The sequence below is a fragment of the Thalassospira sp. ABD4_177 genome (assembly GCF_056160125.1).
Map to the genome: position 1 here is coordinate 1,044,412 of NZ_JBSWWO010000001.1, position 19,740 is coordinate 1,064,151.

Here is a 19,740-nt window from a genome sequence, read left to right on the forward strand (position 1 = left end):
TGAATGCTTGCCAAACAGGGCGCGGCGGTCCATCTGTTGATGACAGAAAGACATGACATGCCGTGCGCATACCGCAATGCCGTTCGGTACCTGCTTGGGGATAAGGTTTTGAAAAATATGGGTTCCGACCAACCGACTGCGCGTGCAGAGTTCGGCGTCATCAAGACGTTCCTGCCCTATTTATGGCCGCGCGGCGAGGTTGAGCTTAAGGCACGCGTTGTTCTGGCCCTGCTGTTTCTGGTTGGGGCCAAGGTCGCCAATGTCTATATCCCGGTCCTCTATAAATACGCGGTTGATGCGCTTGGCGGTGGCGACAAGGCCGGTGATGCCGCGTCCAATGCGGCCCAATCCGGATCGGCCGATACCACAGCCCTGATCGTTGTGCCGGTGGCATTGATTGTTGGCTACGGCCTTGTGCGGATTCTCGTCTCGGCCTTTGGCGAGATGCGCGATGCGGTCTTTGCCAAGGTGGCCCAACGTGCGATCCGCCGATCCGCGCTGAGTGTTTTTGAACATCTGCATGGCTTGTCGCTGCGCTTCCATCTTGATCGGCAGATGGGCGGTCTTTCGCGTGCAATTGAACGCGGGGTGAAGGGCATTGAATTCCTTCTGTCCTTCATGCTGTTCAACATCTTGCCGACCCTGCTTGAGATCGTCATGGTCTCGGTCATTCTCTGGGCGCTTTATGATGTCTGGTTTGCGCTGATTACCTTTACCACCATCGTGATCTATATCGTTTTCACCCTGGTGGTCACCGAATGGCGCATGAAGTTCCGTCGCGAAATGAACAAGCGCGATGACGAGGCCAACACCAAGGCGATCGACAGCCTGATCAATTACGAGACCGTCAAATACTTCAATAACGAAGCCCATGAATCGGTCCGCTATGACAAGGCGCTGCGTGGCTATGAAACCGCGGCGGTGCAGTCGCAAGTCTCGCTGTCAAAACTCAATGTCGGGCAGGGCGCGATCATTGCGGTGGGCTTGGTTCTGAACATGTTGCTGGCGGCCCAGGGGGTGAAGGATGGCAGCATGACGGTGGGTGACTTCGTTCTGGTGAACACCTATCTGCTGCAGCTTTACATGCCGCTCAACTTCCTTGGTTTTGTCTATCGTCAGATCAAACAGTCTCTCACCGATATGGAGCGGATGTTCTCGCTTCTTGATGTGGAAAAGGAAGTCGAAGACAAGACGGATGCGAAGGGCCTTGCGTGCGGCAATGCCGCCATCCGGTTTGAGGATGTGCATTTCTTCTATAACCCGGATCGTGAAATCCTCAAGGGTGTGAGTTTCGAGGTGCCGGCGGGTAAAACCGTTGCCGTTGTCGGGCCAAGCGGGGCGGGCAAATCAACGCTGACCCGTTTGATGTTCCGCTTTTATGATGTGTCGGGTGGCAAGATCACGATTGATGATCAGGACATCCGCGATGTGACGCAAAATTCGCTTCGGCGCGAAATCGGCATCGTGCCCCAGGACACCGTTCTGTTTAACGATACCATTGCCTATAACATTTCCTATGGCCGTCCCGGCGCGGAGCAGGGCGAGATCGAAAATGTCGCCAAGCTTGCAAGCATTGACGGCTTTATCGAAGGTCTGCCCGAAGGCTTCAAAACCATGGTCGGGGAACGTGGCCTGAAACTGTCGGGCGGCGAAAAACAGCGCGTATCAATCGCGCGCATGTTGCTTAAACGTCCGAAAATCATGATCTTTGACGAAGCCACATCAGCCCTTGATACCCGAACTGAAAAGGATATCCAGCAGGCACTTCGTGACGTGTCGCGTGGCCATACCACGCTGATTATTGCGCACCGTTTGTCGACGGTGATTGATGCCGATGAAATCATCGTGCTGCGTGACGGCCAAGTCGCCGAACGTGGCCGCCATCAGGAATTGTTGGACCGTGACGGCCTGTATGCCGAGATGTGGGCCCAGCAACAGGAAATCCGCGAGGCCGAGGAAATCCTCGCCCATGCGGGCGAAATTCCGACCTGACCGCCCTACCGGGTGAAATTGTTCTGGAACCTTGCGACGTCATCGCCAAATAATGGGGATGACGTCGCAACTGGTTTTGGGGGAAGTCCGGTGGGGAAATTGACACGAAGCGATCTGCATGCGCTTGAGGGAGCGTCATCAGAACACCAACATGATCATAGCCATGATCATCATCATCATGGACCGATGGATGAAGGTGATTATGCCGGGGACACGCGCGAAGAAGTTGATCGCATGCGTCGCAACATTCTGGTGGGGATGGGCATGTTGCCGCTTGCCGGAATGGTGCTTAATCCGACAAAGCAGGCTTGGGCTTTCTCAAACGAAGTCAGCATGCGTGAAGACGATCAATATCGCTATATCCGATCCAATGCGATCCCGGATCACGCGACTGGCAGCTTTCCGAACGGCAAGAATCCCAATTCCATCAAGGCACAATCGCTTGAATTTCGTTTGCCTCTGAACCCGGCGAAAACCGGACGGTTTTCATCAATTGATCACATGTCATTTGGTGTCGCTGTCAATGGCGTGCCGTTTGATCCCTATACAGCGGAGTTCTGGCAGCGTGATCGGCAGTCCGGCTGGCGTTACGAGGCGATCTCGCCAACGGTCGATCTTGGCCTTGATCAGAATAATGCCCATGTCCAGCCGGACGGGACCTATCATTATCATGGCTTGCCCAAGGGATTGATCAAAAGCTGGTCGCCCGATCAGCATTCCATTCGCATCGGCTTTGCCGCCGACGGTTTTCCGATCTATGCAATGTTTGGCTATTCCAATCCAAACGATCCGGCATCACCGGTGGTCGCCGTGCGCAGTTCATGGCGGGTGAAATCCGGCACACGTCCGAATGGACCCGGCGGCACCTATGACGGCACTTATGGCGAAGATTTCGAATTCGTTCCTGGCTTGGGTGATCTGGACGAGGCCAATGGGCGTGAAACCGTAACGCCTGAATATCCAAACGGCACCTATGCCTATTTCGTGACCGAGAGCTTTCCGTTTATTCCGCGCCTTCTGGCAGGGATGCCGGATCGAAGCTTTGCCAAGGGGCAGCGTGGTATGGGGCCCGGTGGCCCTGGTGGTCCCGGCAGTGGTCCCGTTGGAGGACCCGGCGGTGATCGACGTGGCCCGCCGCCGGGCGGTGGCTTCCCCGGACAACGTCCAAAATTCGGCCCCCCGCCACGGTAATCAGGGCAAGGGTCCGAAGACGGCCGTGCTATCAAGCAGCCAAAGCGATGTGCTGATGGTGATGAAGGACAGCAAGGTCGCGGCCATCAGGGCAGCCGCACTCATGCCTTCGTGACCATAACGCTGGCCATAGATGGCATAGACACTAAACATCGGTGCGCAGGCAAAGGTGACGGCGGCGATTTTCATCATCGGATCAAGATCTGGCACAAGGCCCAGCAACAGGAAAATGATCAGCGGGTGCAGCACCAGTTTGCCAAATACGATGCGCGCCATGTCAAAGCGCAAACCGCGCAGCTTAAGGCCAACTAGCCCGCCGCCAATGACAAACAGTGCGACCGGACCAGACGCCGATGCCAGCATATCAGTCACCGAGAATATCGGGCCGGGCAAAGTGATGCCGGAAATCGAAATGGCAAGACCGATCAGAAGGGCAACAATAATCGGGTTGCGACCAAGGCGGACAAAGGTCTTGCGCCAAATATGCCAGCGGTTTGCGTCTTCGGTTTGCGCACTGTCGCCCAGAATCAATGTCAGCGGTGTGATCACCAGATTTTCAATGATAAAACACAGTGCCAGTGCAATTGCCGCCGTCGGGCCAAGCAATTGAACGACAATCGGATAGCCAACAAAGCCGCTGTTTGAGGCCGACATGCCCATTCCTTGAAGGGCAGCGTTCTGTTGGCTTTTCCGGGTGATGACTCGGGCAAAGAAATAGCCCAGTGCAAACACGATCAGCGACCCGGCGCCATAAACGGCCAGGTAGTCGGCATTAAGAACTTCGGTGATGTCACGCACGATCAGGGCGTGGATCAACAGGCACGGCAGGGCAAAGTTGATGACAAATGCCCCCATGCCACGTACGACCGGCTGCGGCACGATGTTGCGAAAGACCGCGATATAGCCAATGGCAATCAGTAGGAAGATCGGTGTCGTAATGGCAAGGATATCAAGCATATGTGCCAGAGGCTTTCATTTTAAGTGCGCGCAGCTATGAGCTATCCCTGCTTTGGCGTGCAGGTCAAGAAACGGAATGATTTCCAAGATGAACCAAACGGTAAAGGATTGGCCTGACGGGCTGGATCGACAAAGTTTTTCCGGGCTGGCTTTGTTAAGGGGCGCATCCGCGCAAGGCGCGCGGGCGGTCGAAATTCTGGGCCGTTATCGGGTGCTTGAACACTTGGCGCCCTGTGATCCGGAGGTTGTCGGAACCTTGCCGCTTGCGATCGATACGCCGAAATCCGATATCGATATCCTGTGCAACGTGTCTGATCTGGCAGGGTTCGGGGCGTTTGCCGATCAGTGCTTGGGTCATTTCGATGGCTATACCCGCCATCGGCGCGATGCCACCAGGCATGTGAATGAGGCGCTTGTCGTCCGTTTTGAGTGCGAAGGTCTTCCCATCGAAATCTTTGCCACAGATTGCCCGACGCGAGCCCAATACGGCTTTATCCATATGCTGGTCGAGGCGTGAATTCTGTCGCTGATGGGGGATGATTTTTCCAAGCGCGTGCGTGAGCTCAAGCAATCGGGCCTTAAGACCGAACCGGCTTTTGCCCGGCTTCTGGGATTGGTGGGTGATCCCTATATCTCACTGGCGGAACTGCTGGATTTATCGCCGGTGGAAATGCGGGCCCGGCTTCGAGTGCCGAGGCTTTAGGTCGTCGCGCCTGATACCGGCAACGCGTGATAGACGACGTTTTCGATGTCCTGATCTCTTGCGACCGTAAGCGCATTGGCGGCGATATCGAGGATTTCACGTGCCGTGCAATTGAATTTGGCTTCGGGTTCCGCCCAGGTCGCACCGACGCTGACCGTGATGCGCACCGGATTGCCATCGGCGTCGGTAAAGCGGCATTGTTCACGCACCGTATCGCACAGTTTGAAACCAAGAAAGCTTGTCTGTTCCTCACGCGCGCCGGGCATCAGGCAGGCAAAGCCATAATCGTCAACCCGGCTGACAACATCACGATCGCGAAGCGATGACGTCACCGCTGATGAAATGGCCAGAACAACGCGCTCCATGGTTTCCTTGCCATATGTTTTGACAAGGTTTTCATGGTCATCGACCTCAAAGCAGTAGATGGCAATCGGCGTGTGTTTGAGCCGCGCATTGATCAGTTCGCGATGCAGGAATTCCGTCATACCCGCTGCATTCCATGAACGCGTTCTGGGATCGGTCAGCATTTCCTGTTTGGCCGGATCAAGGTCATCATAGACCTGTTGCGGGGTTCTTGCCCCGTAACGCAGCGCGATGATGGTCTCAGCCCACAGTCCCAGATCTTCAAGAATCTGAAGGGTTTCATCGCTGAACTGGCGGCTGGTGGTGTCGACAACACACAGGGTTCCGATCTTGAAACCATCCGGATTGGTCAGCGGGACGCCGGCATAGGATCTGACAAAAGGCGCGCCGGTAACCAGTGGATTGTCGCGAAACCGGTCATCGGAGACCGCATCTTCGACGAAAAAGGCCTGATCGTCATGGATGACGTGGCCGCAGAATGAAACGTCGCGCGGGGTTTCCGATGTCGGCTGGTTGATGTTGGATTTGAAAAACTGGCGGTCGTTATCAAGCAGGGAAATCGCCACTATTTCGGAGCCGAAAATGCGTTGCGCAACACGGGTGATGCGATCAAGTTCCGGGTCGGCTTCACTGGTCAGAATGCCCATGCTTTCAAGCGACTTCTGACGATCAAGCTCGTCCTTGGGCAGTACTGCCTTGTGCATCCGATTTCCCCCGTTTCGTGTTTTATGCCCCGAATTCTAGTCGGTTCCGGCGTGCAATCAAGGTGACCTTTGATCTAGTTTTTATCGCTAACCGGATCACCAATGGCAATCTTGCCGCCCTCAATCACCCGGCAGGTTACGCCACCGCGCCAGTCCGGCATCAAGGCGTCTTGCAGGCCCATGGCAACGTCATCCATGCGATTGCAGGGGTCGGTTTCACCGGTGATTTCAAAAACCACGTCACCTATTGAAAGTTTGCTGCCTTTGGAACGGGGCAGGGCAATCCCGCGGACATACAAATTGGCCCGGCGTTCGGTCCATGGAATGTCACTACGGCCAATCTCATCGCATGCCGCCTGCCAGTCTTCTTCTGCCAGGATGGTCACCTGACGCCGGCGCAGTTTGCCACGGTAATCCCCGTCAACGCCAAGTTCGGTTGTGACATCAACCTGATCAAGCGTTTCCATCGGGGCGTGCGAGCGGGCCTTGCGTGCAATGCCAATCAGTTCAGCCTTGATAACCATTTATGTTTTCCACTGACCGGAAATGACCCAACGACCCGCGAAGTTTTCCGGCACCAGAATGGTTTGACGCGGGGTTCCGCTTTCATCCAGCTCCGGATAGTCGATGGTGTAATGTAAGCCGCGGCTTTCACGCCGCCACAGCGCAGACTGAATGATCAGCTTGGCGACTACCGACAGGTTACGCAGCTCAAGCAAGTCATTGGTGACACGGAAGTTGCCGTAATATTCGTCAATTTCCGAAAGCAGCAAATCCACCCTGTGCTGGGCGCGCTGCATGCGTTTGGTGGTGCGGACAATGCCGACAAAGTCCCACATCACGTTGCGCAGCTGTTCCCAGTTATGGGCAACAATGACTTCCTCGTCGGAATCGGTAATGCCAGTTTCATCCCAGTCCGGGATCGGTTTAAAATGATCCTGCACCGGCAGGGCTTCGACAATGTCCTTTGCCGCCGCATCGCCAAACACCAGGCATTCCAGAAGCGAATTCGACGCCAGCCGGTTCGCCCCGTGCAAACCGGTACCGGCACATTCGCCAATCGCATACAGCCCGGTCAGATCAGTTCGCCCGCGCAGATCGGTCAAAACCCCGCCGCAGGTATAATGGGCGGCCGGCACAACCGGGATCGGTTGTTTCGTCATGTCGATGCCATAGCTCAGGCAATTTTCATAGATGGTCGGGAAGTGTTCCTTGATGAAATCGGCCCCCTTGTGGGTGATATCAAGGTAAACGCAATCCGCGCCCAGTCGTTTGAGCTCATGGTCAATTGCGCGTGCGACGATATCGCGCGGTGCGAGTTCACCCCGTTCATCAAACCGGTCCATGAAACGTGTGCCATCGGGCAGCAACAGCTTGCCGCCTTCGCCGCGCACGGCTTCGGAGATCAGGAAGGATTTGGCTTGCGGGTGATACAGGCATGTCGGATGGAACTGGCTGAATTCCATATTCATCACGCGGCAGCCGGCACGCCACGCCATGGCAATACCATCCCCCGTCGATCCGTCCGGGTTTGAAGTAAACCGGTAAACCTTGCTCGCCCCGCCGGTCGCTAGGATCACGGTGCGTGCGTTAAAGGATTTGACCTGCCCGGTATCAAGATCAAGCGCATAGGCCCCGATACAACGCCGGCCTTCGCCGCCGAACTTGCGATCGGTGACCAGATCAATTGCCAGATAATTTTCAAAAATCTTGATGTTGGGGTGATTAAGCGCCTGACCCTGAAGGGTCGTCTGAACCGCGCGCCCGGTGGCGTCAGCGGCATGGACAATACGCCGGTGACTGTGGCCGCCTTCGCGGGTCAAGTGGAATGGCTGATTGTTGTCGCCATTCGGATCACGGGTCAGCTGAATGCCCAGTTCATCAAGCCATGCAATCGCCTTTGGCGCATTGGTGGCGACGAATTCGACGGTTTCACGTTTGCACAGATCGGCACCGGCGACCAGGGTGTCGCGCACGTGATTTTCAATGCTGTCAGTGGCATCAAGCACAGCGGCAATCCCGCCCTGTGCCCAATTGGTCGAGCCGTCATCAACCTTTCCCTTGGAAAGAACGGCGACCTTTACGTGCGGGGCAAGCTTAAGCGCCGTGGACAAACCGGCAGCACCACTGCCGATGATCAGCACATCATACTGGAAAGAATTTTCGGACATTTTTCCCATCACTTTCGGGCGGTGCCAGATGGCGGAAATTGGCGCGGTGGCGTCAACATCAGGCTCCGAACAGAGGCGCAGAATAGGACTGCTTTTGTCCAATCTCAAACATAATTGTCTGAAAAAGTATGATGAAATACCGTCGAAGCAACATTGTTGATCGCGCATAAGGCCGCGATCGGGTTACCATCAAACCGGTTTGCGTCGTGCAGTCCGTCTTGACCAAGGGAGAGTCCGATGACGTCAGATACGGCCCGTCAGCATCACCACACAGGAAGCTGTCATTGCGGCAAGGTGCGCTTTGAAATCCAGGGGCAGGTTGACAATCCGGTGATGTGTCACTGCTCTCTGTGTCGCAAATTGCACGGCCATGTCAGTGCCTATGCCCGGTTTGATCGCAAGGACTTGCACCTGATCGATGAGGCCGGATTGCGGTGGTATCGGATGTCAGGCAAAACGGATCGAGGCTTTTGCAAGCTGTGCGGGACGGGGATTTTCTGGCGACCGTTGCGATCACAAAGCATGGCGGTGATGCCCGGTACCCTTGATGATACCAGTCAGCTTTCTATGTCAGGCCAGATTTTCTGTGCTGATAAAGGCGATTATTATCAGCTAGACCCAGCACTTAAAATGTTCGATCAGGCTGATCCGTAACGCCGGGTACCTTAAGCCAGGTCAGTTCGTGCTTGTTGTTATAGAGATGCACGACCTTTGATCCCGGGATATCGGCAAATTGGGTGATGGCGGAATAATCTGTATCGCCCTGCAGCTTGATGGTGCAGATGAAATTGGTCGCCATATCGGCCTCCATCCACTGATTGACCAGCTGATACAATCGATCCGGATAACAGATCACGTCCGAGCACAGCCAATCGATATGGCCGATTTCCTTCGGGTCGAGGCCAAATGCACTTTCCTGACGGAAATCCACACGCGGCAGATTGGCGATCTTGCTATCAAGACGCGCCTTGTCGATGGAAATCACATCGGTGCCAAATTCATGCAGCACCCAGGTCCAGCCACCCGGGCTTCCGCCCAGATCCATGGTGCGTTGTCCGGCTTGCGGATAGGCGCCCAGTCGGGTGAACGCCTCCCACAGTTTCAGGTAGGCCCGGTTCGGGGGCGTGACCTTGTCTTCTTCAAACTCGATATCGCCGTTTTTCCACGGGCTGGAACAATCAGCTGCCGCAATGATGGTGTCGGGATCAATCAGTGTCCATGACCCAAGCGGTGCGGTCGGGGCCGGTTCGCCAAATACTTGGCGTTTGGCCGAAACATGGGGCAGGTGGCTTTCGATCAGCTTGGCACGGGAAAAATGGTCAAACTTGAACAGGGCCCAGTTGCGCTGATTGAATTTCAGGATTTTGGCTGCCCCCTTGATCGACGGGATGGCAATGCGCACCGGATTGCGCCAGACATTCTGTGCCCAGAAAACACGCCGCTCGGGACCCGGGGCAAACATCAGGCGATCATGGCGTTCAATCACGTCGCCAAGTTCGGCTTCCAGCTGATCCTCAAACCCGACAGGGGCGAGATAGCCGGTGGCATCCATGGGTTCAATCACGGCATCGATGCCGTCCGGGGTGTCGAATATGTTTGTGTTTTCCATCATGGGCCTGCTTTTACGCCGTTTTGACCCAATAAAAAAGCGGGAAAGCTGCATGACAGCTTTCCCGCCGGTGATTGCCGATCAGGGAAGCGACAACTTAGAATTTGTCAGCCTGGACCAGACCGTCGATCAGAAGAACCTTGGTCGGATCGCCTTTGATACCAAAGTCATTGTCGTTGATCATGGCAAGCGCGCCGTCACCCATGATGGCCAGGCCTTCAAGCTTGTTGGGCGCTTCCGGGTAATCGGCACTGTCAAAACGAAGCGTCTTGGAAACCGCGACCAGATCAATGCTGCCAAGATCATTTTGCTGTTCCAGCGACGGGCTGGTCGACATGTCATCCCAGCGGGTGGCAAGGATGTTGGTCGCACCGGCAAGTTTGACTTCATGCAGCTTGGTGGTCTTGTTGGTGCGTTCAAGCACCAGCAGACGATCATTGCCAAGGGCGAGAACTTCGGAAATACGCGGTGCGTTTTGTTTTCCCGACGGATCATTGCGGAAGGTCTGTGGGTCATCAAGCTGATAGATATACTCGCCGCTCAGTTTGGAAGAGGCGCGGTCATACACAAACAGGCGGGTGTTCTTTGCCTTGGTGTAGGCGGCCTTGTCCGGGTTGGCCAGCGGGTTTTGAACCATGAAGTACAGCTTGCTCTCGTCTGGCGATACCGCCATCGATTCAATGCCGCGGTTGGTTTGACGTTTGACCAGAATGGCCGGAAGACCGCCGGTCACCTTATAGGCTGATCCTTCGAAATCCTTTTCCGAGCCGGCCGGAACGATGCGCTCATTCACGGTACCATCCGCCGCGACATGCAGGATCGACGGACCGTTTTCTTCGCCAATCCAATATGACCCGTCAGAAAGGCGAATGATGCCTTCGGCGTCGATCGAGGACACCGACTGTTCCAGCATATTGCCATTGGCATCAACCGGCTTTTCGGTTTTGGCGACGGTCAGCTTGTTGGTCAGCCCGGTCAGGGGCACGCCATTCTGGTCTTTCAGCGTGATGACATCCTTGATGTCAAAGCTGCCATTGTCATTGAGGAAAATGGTGTAGATCGACGGCGAATAATCCGGGGTCGGATAGACACGGACTTTCTGGCCCTTGCAGACCTGATCGGCGGAGACGCCCAGAACCGCTTCGACATTTGCGCAGGTAAAGTTCGGACCCCGGTCAGACACGGCATAGAACATGTTGCCCGGATCGCCTGGACGGCGATAAGCGCCAGAGCCCAGACCAACGGTCAGATCGCGTGCCTTGCCGCCATCGACCATAACGGTCGACAGGTTGTTGATCGCACTTTTGGTTTCAAAAACCTTGGCCTCGCCCGCCATGGCAGAGCCCGCCATCAGCATGGCCGTAACGCCGAAGAGACCGGCTGCAAAAGTCCGTTTCATCACTGGGAATCCCCTGGAAAATTTCACAAAAACAAGCAGCTCAAGCCCGCAATGCTCGGGCGAACTGTGTTCCTGTTCACATTAAGGGGTCTGTGTGACAGTTTGTTTGCGCTTGTGCGTCGCTTTGATGAAACAAATCAGATGTTTGGCAACGAGGCATCTGTTGCCGGACTACTTCCAGAAATCCTCACGGCGCACCGTAAAGGTCTCCGAAACGCTGGCATATTCCTGATAGCCAAGGCGTGCGAGCGGCTCAAACAGGGTGATATCCACCATCCCGTCGCGAATGATGGCGTCATCAATATGCATGCCGACCACCGTACCAATCACCATGGCACAGGGACGTTCGGGATTGGCGCTTGGCAGATCGACGATCTGGAAAACCTTGCATTCCATATGCACTGGCACACCCCTGATCAGGTGCGGTTTGACGCACTGGGCAGGTAGTTTTTCCAGGCCTGCATATTCAAATTCGTCTTCGCCTGGCGGCAACGGGGCGGAGGAAAAGTTAAGTTCCTTCAGCAACGCCTTCGGGGCAACACCAACCACAAATTCGCCGGTATCGCGCGCATTGCGCAAACTGTCGACCGAGCCGCCCGACGAAAACATCACCATCGGCGGATTGCCATGCACCGCATTGAAAAACGAATAGGGTGCAAGGTTAGGGCGACCATCGACATCAACCGTCGACACCCAGCCAATCGGACGCGGCGCCACACAGGCCTTGAACGGATCATGCGGCAGGTTATGCGCGGTTTTTCCCGGTTCGTAGAACATGGTGTGTCCTGATCTGTTTGCGTGCTGTTCCTTATCCGGTGTCGCAGCCCGTTTGGATCACCGATAATTGTCCGGCCTGTTATTGGCCCGGTGCGTAATCATGTTCACGCACATGTTCGGGGCGGTCGGAAAGGTGCAGGCGAGTCTGGGGCATCGGGGTTTCGGCGATGATTTTGCCGTTCTTGATGACAAACAGGCGATTGGCGCGCATGCGGATGGCCTCGATGGTGTCTCGGGCCTGAAGGATGACGAAGTCCGCCTTGTTGCCGACCTCAATCCCGTAACCCTCAAGGCCGAGGATCTTGGCCGGTTGGGTGGTGACGGCATCAAAGCAGGCGCGGATATCATCGCGCGAGGTCATCTGGGCAACGTGCATCCCCATGGAGGCGACCTCAAGCATGTCACCCGATCCCATCGAATACCAGGGATCCATGACACAATCATGACCAAAGGCCACTGTGAGCCCGGCGTTGCGCAATTCCGGTACACGGGTCATGCCGCGGCGTTTGGGGTAGGTATCGTGGCGACCCTGCAGGGTGATGTTGATCAGCGGGTTGGCGATGGCGGAGACCTCTGCCTCGGCCATCAGCGCGATCAGCTTGGAGACGTAATAATTATCCATCGAATGCATCGATGTCAGGTGTGATCCCGCCACCCGGCCATTAAGCCCAAGACGCTGCGTTTCATAGGTCAGCATTTCGATATGGCGCGACAGCGGATCATCCGACTCATCGCAATGCATATCAACCATAAGCCCACGGTCCGCCGCCATCTGGCAAAGATCCGTAATGCTTTGCGCACCATCGGCCATGGTACGTTCGAAATGCGGAATGCCGCCCACCACATCCACCCCCTTATCAAGGGCGCGAATGACATTGTTCTTGGCTGTCGGGCTGCGCAGATAGCCATCCTGCGGGAAGGCCACGAGTTGCAGATCGATATAGGGTGCGACCTGTTTCTTGACTTCCAAAAGGGCATCCACCGCCAGCAAACGATCATCGCAGACATCAACATGGCTGCGGATGGCAAGCAGGCCTTTTGATACCGCCAAATCACAGTATTTCAGCGCGCGTTCGATCACCGCTTCGGGCGTCAGAAGCGGTTTGAGCTCCCCCCAAAGCGCGATGCCTTCGAGCAGCGTGCCCGACTCATTCATGCGCGGCAGCCCCAGTGAAAGCGTCGCATCCATGTGGAAGTGGCTGTCGACGAAGGGCGGGCTGACCAGCATGCCGCCGCAATCAAGCACCTCGACCGCCGGAACGTCAATGTGACTGGCGATCTCGACAATCTTGCCATTCTGACAGGCAATATCGACGCCGGTCTGGCCGTTGGCGATATTGGCATTTTTCAGGATCAGATCGGGTTGCATGATGTCATCCTTGGTCTGGTGGTGGCAGTCACAAATGGTATGCGCAGCTTATCGCTGTCCCTTGAACCATGGCACAAGAAGCGCCTTGGGGTAATCGGCTTTGCGGGCGACAACAATAAGCGCAATGATCGACAGGATATAGGGCATCATCAGGAAGACCTGCGATGGCAGGAATGCGCCGACCTCGGTCTGAAGACGCACCTGAAACGCATCGAAGGCCCCAAACAGCAACGCCCCGATCAAGGCCTTGCCCGGTCGCCAGCTGGCAAACACGGTCAGCGCAATACAGACCCAGCCGCGTCCATTGATCATGCCAAAGAAGAACGCATCAAAGGCCGACATGGTCAAAAACGCGCCGCCCAATGCCATGAGCGATGAGCCAACCACGACCGCCCCGATACGAAGGCCATAAACCGAAAGACCCTGTGCCTCGACCGAGGACGGGTTGTCGCCAACTGCCCGGATCGCAAGACCCAGCGGGGTGCGATACAAAACCCAGCCGGTTACAAACACCAGAACAAGGGCCAGCATCGTCATCGCCGTTTGCGAAAACAGAGCCTGCCCGATGAAGGGAAGGTCCGACAGGAACGGAATATCAAGCGGTCGGAACGGCTCGATCCGGGGTGGGGACGAAACATCGGGTAAAGCCGTGCGATAGGTGAAATAGGACAGGCTGGTTGCAAGCAGTGTCACGCCAATCCCCGAGACATGCTGGCTCAGCCCCAAGGGCACGGTCAGGATCGCATGGATCAGGCCAAAGAACGCCCCGGCAAGGGCGGCAACCAATACGCCACCCCAAAGCCCGGCACCAAGCCATACAGCCATCCAGCCCGCCATGGCGCCAGCGGTAAAGATGCCCTCGATCCCGAGGTTAAGGACACCGGCCCTTTCGCAAATCAGTGCGCCCAGAACGCCAAAGATCAGCGGCGTCGCGATGCGAATGGCGGCTTCCCAGAAGCTGGCGGCAAGAAGAATATCAATGATTTCCATGGTCTTTTCCCTTGCCCTAGCCGTGCGCCGATTTGCGATCAAAGTGAACTTTAAACCGGGTCAGGAACCCGCCGATCAAAACGCACAGCAATGCCATGGCAACAATCAGATCCGCCAGATAGCTTGAAACGCCAATCGCGCGGCTCATGGAATCTGCACCGACGAAAACGGATGCGACAAACAAGGCCGATGCGATCACTCCGATCGGCGACAGACGGGCAAGCATAGCCACCACGATCCCGGCATAGCCATAGCTCGGTGACAGATCGGTTGCAAGATAGCCACGTGTGCCGGCCACTTCCGATACACCGGCCAGACCCGCCAGACCACCGGAAAGGGCTGCAACCAGGATCATGGTTTTGGTTACCGAAATGCCGGAGAACTTGGCAGCAGCAGCATTTTCCCCAACCGCCCGAATTTCAAAGCCCCAGATCGTGCGTTTGACGAAAACCGCCAAGGCAACGGCGGACACAAGTGCAATGATTAGGCCTATATGCACCCGCATGCGTTCCAGAAGTGCCGGGAAAGCGGCACTGTCGATGACCGGTTCGGATTGCGGCCAGCCCATCGACATCGGGTCTTTAAGCGCCCCTTCAAGCATCATCTGCACAAACAGCAAGACAATGAAGTTCAACAGAAGGGTGGTAACGACCTCATCCACGCCAAGGCGGGTTTTCAACAGCGTCGGGCCAATCAGCATAAGCGCCCCGGCTGCCATACCGGCAAGGATCACAACCGGGACCATCACCCAGCTTGGTCCGTCAATCACGCCCGAACCAGTGGCAACGGCGGCCATGGCCCCCATGTAAAGCTGACCTTCCGCACCAATATTCCAAAGCTTGGCGCGGAATGCGATGGCAGCGGCAAGCCCGGTCAGGATCAGCGGCGTTGCACGGGTCAGCATTTCCGAGATCGAAAAGACCGAGCCAAAGGCACCACTGATCATAAGGCCATAGGCCTCAATAATCGGGGCACCGGCAAGGGCAAGCGGAATGGCGGCCAGAAGAATGGCAATCGTCGCGGCCAGAACCGGCACGCCATACACCAGAAACGGGCCGGGATTATTGCGGGGTTCAAAGCGGATCATGCCGTTTCTCCCGGATTGGTGGTCTCTTTCGCATTGGGGGCATTCGAGGCATGAGGTGCCGCTTTTTGTCCGGCCATCATCAGACCCAGTTCGGACCGATCAATGCTGTCGGTGGGCATGGCGGGCGTAATGTGCCCGGCATGGATCACGGCGATCTGATCGGAAATCGTCAGAAGTTCATCAAGGTCTTCGGAGATCAATATCACTGCCGCCCCGCCTTGGCGGGCTTCAAGCAAGCGACGATGGACTTCTGATTGCGCGCCAACATCAAGGCCGCGTGACGGTTGATTGGCAAGGATCAGCCTTGGTGATTTTTCCAAAACACGTGCCAGGATCAATTTCTGAATATTCCCACCTGACAAAAGGCGCGCCGGGGCATCCGGGCCGGGGCAGCGCACGTCATAATCGCTAATCGCATGTTCGGCACGTTTGCGGATGGCATCGAAATCAAGGAAACCGAGTTTCTGGTAATCCGCACTTCGGACATCCTCGATCGCAATGTTTTCGGCCACTGTCATCGACCCGACCATACCGTCATGATGACGGTCTTCGGGAATGCGGGCGATGCCGTTCTGGGCAAATTTATGGGCGTCAAACTTGGTGACGGTTTCACCAAATATCTCGACCGTGCCGCTATCGGGTTTATCAAGCCCGGCGATCAACTGTGCCAGTGCTGCCTGACCGTTGCCCGATACCCCGGCAATTCCGAGAATTTCGCCTTCGCGGGCGGTGACATTTACCCCATGCAGGGACCGGCGGGAATCCCCGCGATCAATGGTAACCTCATGAAGGGTGATCACCGGCTTTCCGGCTTCGCGCGGGGTGCGTCGGCTGGCGGGGACTTCGCGACCAACCATCAGTTCGGCAATGGATTTATGATCGGCGTCGCTTGTTTTCATCTCGCCAACCTTTGCCCCGCCACGCAGCACGGCGATCCGGTGCGAAACAGCCAGAACCTCGGCCAGTTTGTGGGCGATGATGATCACGGCAAGGCCGTTTGCGGCCAACGTGCGCAGGATGGCAAACAGACTGTCGGCTTCTTGCGGGGTCAAAACCGCCGTTGGTTCATCAAGCACAAGCAAGCGCGCATCGCGATACAGCGCCTTGAGAATTTCCACGCGCTGCTTTTCGCCAACGGTCAGTTTGTGGACCGGCTGATCCAGATCGACATTCAAGCCAGATCCGGCCATCAGTTCGCCAAGCTTTGCGCGCGCGCTGCTGTGATCACGCCGCAGCCTGAAAATCGGTTCGGTCCCAAGGACAATGTTATCAAGCCCGGTCAGGTTTTCGGCCAGGGTGAAATGTTGGTGAACCATGCCGATCCCGGCATCAAGGGCAGCCTGCGGGGCGCCCGGTTCAAGCTGTTCAAGCTCACCTGCGCGACTGGCGACCGTAACGGTGCCTTCGTCTGCGACATAGTGACCGAACAGGATATTCATCAGGGTGGTTTTACCCGCACCGTTTTCACCAAGAAGGGCGACGATTTCGCCCTTTTGAACGGTCAGGTCGATGGCGTCATTGGCAACGAGTGGGCCAAATCTTTTGGTGACAGCTGCCAGCGACAGCAGCACGTCTTGCGACGTTTCGGGTGATGTGTGCGCAGCAGATGACATTCGGGTAATCCGTTTTGTTTTTATGCGTCACGCTGTGGGGCTGTGGGCGTATTCGTGGTGGGATCGGGTGTAAGACCCTATCATGTCGTAAACGACAAAGGGCAGTTCGATTGTTACACCGAACTGCCCAATAAGTTCACGGAAATCTTACATCGTTGATTTCGGTTCTTCGTCGTTTACTTCGACAGTGAAGGACCCATCAAGGATTTCAGCCTGTTTGGCTTCGACTTCTTCGACCGTACCGTCCGGCAGCAGGGCCGGATCGAGAACGACAGAACCGCCGCCAAATTCCATGTAGCTGAATTTGCCGTAATCTTCGGCTTTGAATTCACCAGCTTTGACCGCCTCAATCGCGTGGTCAATGGTGGCTTCCATGTGCCAAAGTGCGGAACCCAGAATGGTGCCCGGGTAATCCGCCGCCGTGTCGATCACGTTACCAACGGCCAGAATGCCGCGTTCCTTGGCGGCATCGGAAACGCCAAAGCGTTCGGCATACATGATGTCCGCGCCATTATCGATCATGGCAAAGGCTGCTTCTTTTGCCTTGGGCGGATCGTACCAGCTGTTGATGAAGGTCACCATGAACTCGACATCCGGATTGACCGATTTTGCACCTGCCATGAAGGCATGCATCAGACGGTTCACTTCCGGGATGGCAAAGCCGCCAACCATGCCGATTTTGTTGGTTTCGGTGGCCTTACCAGCCGCCATGCCGACAAGATAGCTCGGCTCATGGATAAAGTTGTCAAAGACCGAGAAGTTTTCCCCGTCCGGTGCGAAGCTCGAACCCATCAGAAACGCGGTTTCCGGATAGTCAGCCGCAACCTTGCGGGCGGCGCGTTCGACACCAAAGACTTCACCAACGATCAGATCAGAACCGTTTTCGGCATATTCGCGCATGACGCGCTCATAGTCGGTGTTGGCGACGTTTTCAGAAAACTCATAGGAAATATCGCCGCGTGCTTCAGCCGCGTTAAGCGCCTTGTGAATGCGCGAAACCCACTGCTGTTCGACCGGAACGGTGTAGATCGCCGAAACCTTGAGCGGATCGGCGGCCTGGGCCGGTGCACCAAAGCCAAACGAAACGACGGCGGCTGCGCCAGCGATGGCCGACAGCATGGCACGACGCGTTAGGCGGAAAGTACCAGACTTCATTTTTGTCCCCCTGCGGATTATTGCCGTTATGCGAAACTCAACCTTTTGCATAGATTGTGAGCAGATTGTATACGCGATCACAAAAGAGGCAAAGCACCTTCTGTCCAAATGGTCAGTTTTCCGCTCTTTGGTGTAAGTCGCTGGGAATGAACGGGGATTGGATTAAATTTCCGCGCGCAATTGGCCGGTTTTTGCTCAGCCATGAGGTGGGGCAGGCGTTTTCTGTTCCCGATTGGCACCGTTGAGCCCGACGTTGATTTACCGAGTCCGGGCTGTATAACCGACCTGTTCGGTTTTTGGTGTAACGGGCCAAAATCTTCCGGTTTTTCGACCATAGCAGTTAAGATTGTCTAAACAGGTGACGCACTTTCTAGCACAATGCGAATCCTTGAAAAATTTCGGAGTCGGTTAACTCTTTCATTAACTATTTCCGTTGATGCTTTCATCAAGATTTCAAGGGGGAACCTAGAAGGCATCATGACAAAAAAGACATCTTTACCACTTGATCAGGTGATGGTTGGCGATTGCATCGAACTGATGAACAGCCTGCCGGAAAAATCCGTCGATCTGATCTTTGCCGATCCGCCCTATAACCTTCAGCTTGGCGGTGATCTGCTACGTCCGAACAATTCCAAGGTCGACGCCGTTGACGACCATTGGGATCAGTTTGACAGCTTCCGTCACTATGACGAGTTCACCCGTGACTGGCTGACTGCGGCCCGCCGTGTGCTTAAGGATACCGGTGCGATCTGGGTGATCGGTTCGTATCACAACATTTATCGTGTCGGGAATACGCTGCAGGATATCGGGTTCTGGATCCTCAATGATATCGTCTGGCGTAAAACCAACCCGATGCCGAACTTCCGCGGCAAGCGTTTCTGCAACGCGCACGAGACCCTTCTGTGGTGCTCGAAAAGCGAAGAACAGAAAGCCATCACCTTTAACTACGAAGCGATGAAGCAGCTCAATGAAGGCTTGCAGATGCGCTCTGACTGGTTGATGCCGATTTGCTCGGGCTCTGAGCGTCTCAAGGATGACAAGGGCAAGAAGGTCCATCCGACCCAGAAGCCCGAAGCACTCCTTCAGCGTGTTCTGATGGCAACCACCCGTCAGGGTGACGTGGTGCTTGACCCGTTCTTTGGCACGGGCACGACCGGTGCGGCGGCTCGTCGTCTGGGCCGTCACTTCATCGGTCTGGAACGAGAAGAAAGCTATGCGGAAGCTGCGCGTGATCGCATTGCCAAGGTCCAGATGCTTGATGGTGACAGCCTTGAGCTGACCGAGTCGAAGCGTTCCCTGCCGCGTATTCCGTTTGGTGCGGTCATCGAACGTGGCCTGCTTGCACCGGGCGACAAGATCTATGACAACCGGGGCAATGTGGCCGCGATGGTGCGTGCAGATGGCTCGATCAGTCACAAGGACAATGCCGGCTCAATCCATCAGGTCGGCGCGCATGTTCAGGGCGCACAGGCTTGTAATGGTTGGACTTATTGGCATTACAAGTGCGATGGCCGACTGGTTTCGATCGATAACCTGCGCAGCCAGCTGCGCAAGGAAATGGGTCAGGTCCCCGCCTGATCCGAACCGGGAAAACTCCGGCTAAATCATTGATGCCCAAAAGAACCGGCGTGGTTGCAAAACCCGCCGGTTTTGCTTTTTT

At 55.8% G+C, this 19,740-nt stretch carries 16 protein-coding genes and 1 pseudogene; 5 read left to right on the top strand and 12 right to left on the bottom strand.

The genetic code is table 11. From position 1 onward, the window contains the following. The first annotated feature begins 117 nt into the window (after positions 1–117). Entirely contained in the window at positions 118–1,992 is a 1,875-nt protein-coding gene (locus ACXAF0_RS04815; RefSeq protein WP_475344271.1) for an ABCB family ABC transporter ATP-binding protein/permease, read from the top strand. A 99-nt stretch (positions 1,993–2,091) separates the two neighbouring features. After that, positions 2,092–3,183 carry a YHYH protein gene (locus tag ACXAF0_RS04820; RefSeq protein WP_475344274.1) on the top strand — a complete coding sequence of 364 codons (1,092 nt, stop codon included), beginning with the start codon at positions 2,092–2,094 and terminating at the stop codon, positions 3,181–3,183. Here the strand turns inward: ACXAF0_RS04820 and ACXAF0_RS04825 are convergent, their stop codons facing one another. Further along, positions 3,184–4,140, bottom strand: coding sequence for an AEC family transporter (locus ACXAF0_RS04825; RefSeq protein ID WP_475344276.1), 957 nt, complete (start codon positions 4,138–4,140; stop codon positions 3,184–3,186). It abuts the gene before it with no gap. A gap of 88 nt (positions 4,141–4,228) precedes the next feature. Here ACXAF0_RS04825 and ACXAF0_RS04830 point away from each other — a divergent pair. Beyond that, positions 4,229–4,843, top strand: a pseudogene (locus tag ACXAF0_RS04830) (DUF4269 domain-containing protein). On the opposite strand, the gene ACXAF0_RS04835 reads toward ACXAF0_RS04830, so the two are convergent. The 3 genes from ACXAF0_RS04835 to nadB form a co-directional block, all read right to left on the bottom strand. Next, on the bottom strand, positions 4,840–5,910 hold the full coding sequence (locus ACXAF0_RS04835) for a GAF domain-containing protein (protein ID WP_475344281.1): 1,071 nt from the start codon (positions 5,908–5,910) through the stop codon (positions 4,840–4,842). The pseudogene ACXAF0_RS04830 and the gene ACXAF0_RS04835 overlap by 4 nt on opposite strands. Before the next feature lie 74 nt (positions 5,911–5,984). Further along, a complete protein-coding gene (locus ACXAF0_RS04840) occupies positions 5,985–6,434 on the bottom strand; it encodes an MOSC domain-containing protein (protein ID WP_475344285.1) in 450 nt (149 codons plus the stop codon). Continuing rightward, the gene (nadB, locus tag ACXAF0_RS04845) at positions 6,435–8,081 is read right to left on the bottom strand and encodes an L-aspartate oxidase (RefSeq protein ID WP_475344286.1); all 1,647 of its coding nucleotides are present in this window, start codon (positions 8,079–8,081) and stop codon (positions 6,435–6,437) included. Between the two features lie 237 nt (positions 8,082–8,318). Between nadB and ACXAF0_RS04850 the strand changes: the two genes are divergently transcribed. Further along, positions 8,319–8,735, top strand: coding sequence for a GFA family protein (locus ACXAF0_RS04850; RefSeq protein WP_475344289.1), 417 nt, complete (start codon positions 8,319–8,321; stop codon positions 8,733–8,735). Here the strand turns inward: ACXAF0_RS04850 and ACXAF0_RS04855 are convergent. The 8 genes from ACXAF0_RS04855 to ACXAF0_RS04890 all read right to left on the bottom strand — a co-directional run bounded on the left by ACXAF0_RS04855 (position 8,707) and on the right by ACXAF0_RS04890 (position 18,080). Next, positions 8,707–9,690: an SAM-dependent methyltransferase gene (locus ACXAF0_RS04855; protein ID WP_475344292.1), complete on the bottom strand. Its 984-nt coding sequence runs from the start codon at positions 9,688–9,690 to the stop codon at positions 8,707–8,709. The two genes, ACXAF0_RS04850 and ACXAF0_RS04855, sit on opposite strands and share 29 nt — an antisense overlap. Positions 9,691–9,787: 97 nt before the next feature. Beyond that, positions 9,788–11,089, bottom strand: a complete 1,302-nt coding sequence (locus ACXAF0_RS04860) for an esterase-like activity of phytase family protein (RefSeq protein WP_475344295.1) — start codon at positions 11,087–11,089, stop codon at positions 9,788–9,790. Between the two features lie 171 nt (positions 11,090–11,260). Beyond that, complete coding sequence (locus ACXAF0_RS04865; protein ID WP_475344298.1) at positions 11,261–11,866, bottom strand: flavin reductase family protein; 606 nt, start codon at positions 11,864–11,866, stop codon at positions 11,261–11,263. Positions 11,867–11,945: 79 nt separating this feature from the next. Next, positions 11,946–13,235 carry an amidohydrolase family protein gene (locus ACXAF0_RS04870; protein WP_475344302.1) on the bottom strand — a complete coding sequence of 430 codons (1,290 nt, stop codon included), beginning with the start codon at positions 13,233–13,235 and terminating at the stop codon, positions 11,946–11,948. A gap of 48 nt (positions 13,236–13,283) precedes the next feature. Next, entirely contained in the window at positions 13,284–14,225 is a 942-nt protein-coding gene (locus ACXAF0_RS04875; RefSeq protein WP_008889864.1) for an ABC transporter permease, read from the bottom strand. A 16-nt stretch (positions 14,226–14,241) separates the two neighbouring features. Beyond that, positions 14,242–15,312 (bottom strand): ABC transporter permease, encoded by a 1,071-nt coding sequence (locus ACXAF0_RS04880; RefSeq protein WP_475344307.1) that lies wholly within the window; start codon positions 15,310–15,312, stop codon positions 14,242–14,244. After that, positions 15,309–16,925, bottom strand: a complete 1,617-nt coding sequence (locus ACXAF0_RS04885) for an ABC transporter ATP-binding protein (RefSeq protein ID WP_475344310.1) — start codon at positions 16,923–16,925, stop codon at positions 15,309–15,311. Before ACXAF0_RS04885 ends, ACXAF0_RS04880 begins: the two co-directional genes overlap by 4 nt. A 147-nt stretch (positions 16,926–17,072) precedes the next feature. Continuing rightward, a complete protein-coding gene (locus ACXAF0_RS04890) occupies positions 17,073–18,080 on the bottom strand; it encodes a BMP family protein (protein ID WP_475344314.1) in 1,008 nt (335 codons plus the stop codon). A gap of 477 nt (positions 18,081–18,557) precedes the next feature. On the opposite strand from ACXAF0_RS04890, the gene ACXAF0_RS04895 reads away from it, so the two are divergent. Next, the gene (locus ACXAF0_RS04895) at positions 18,558–19,658 is read left to right on the top strand and encodes a DNA methyltransferase (protein ID WP_475344315.1); all 1,101 of its coding nucleotides are present in this window, start codon (positions 18,558–18,560) and stop codon (positions 19,656–19,658) included. Positions 19,659–19,740 lie beyond the last annotated feature (82 nt).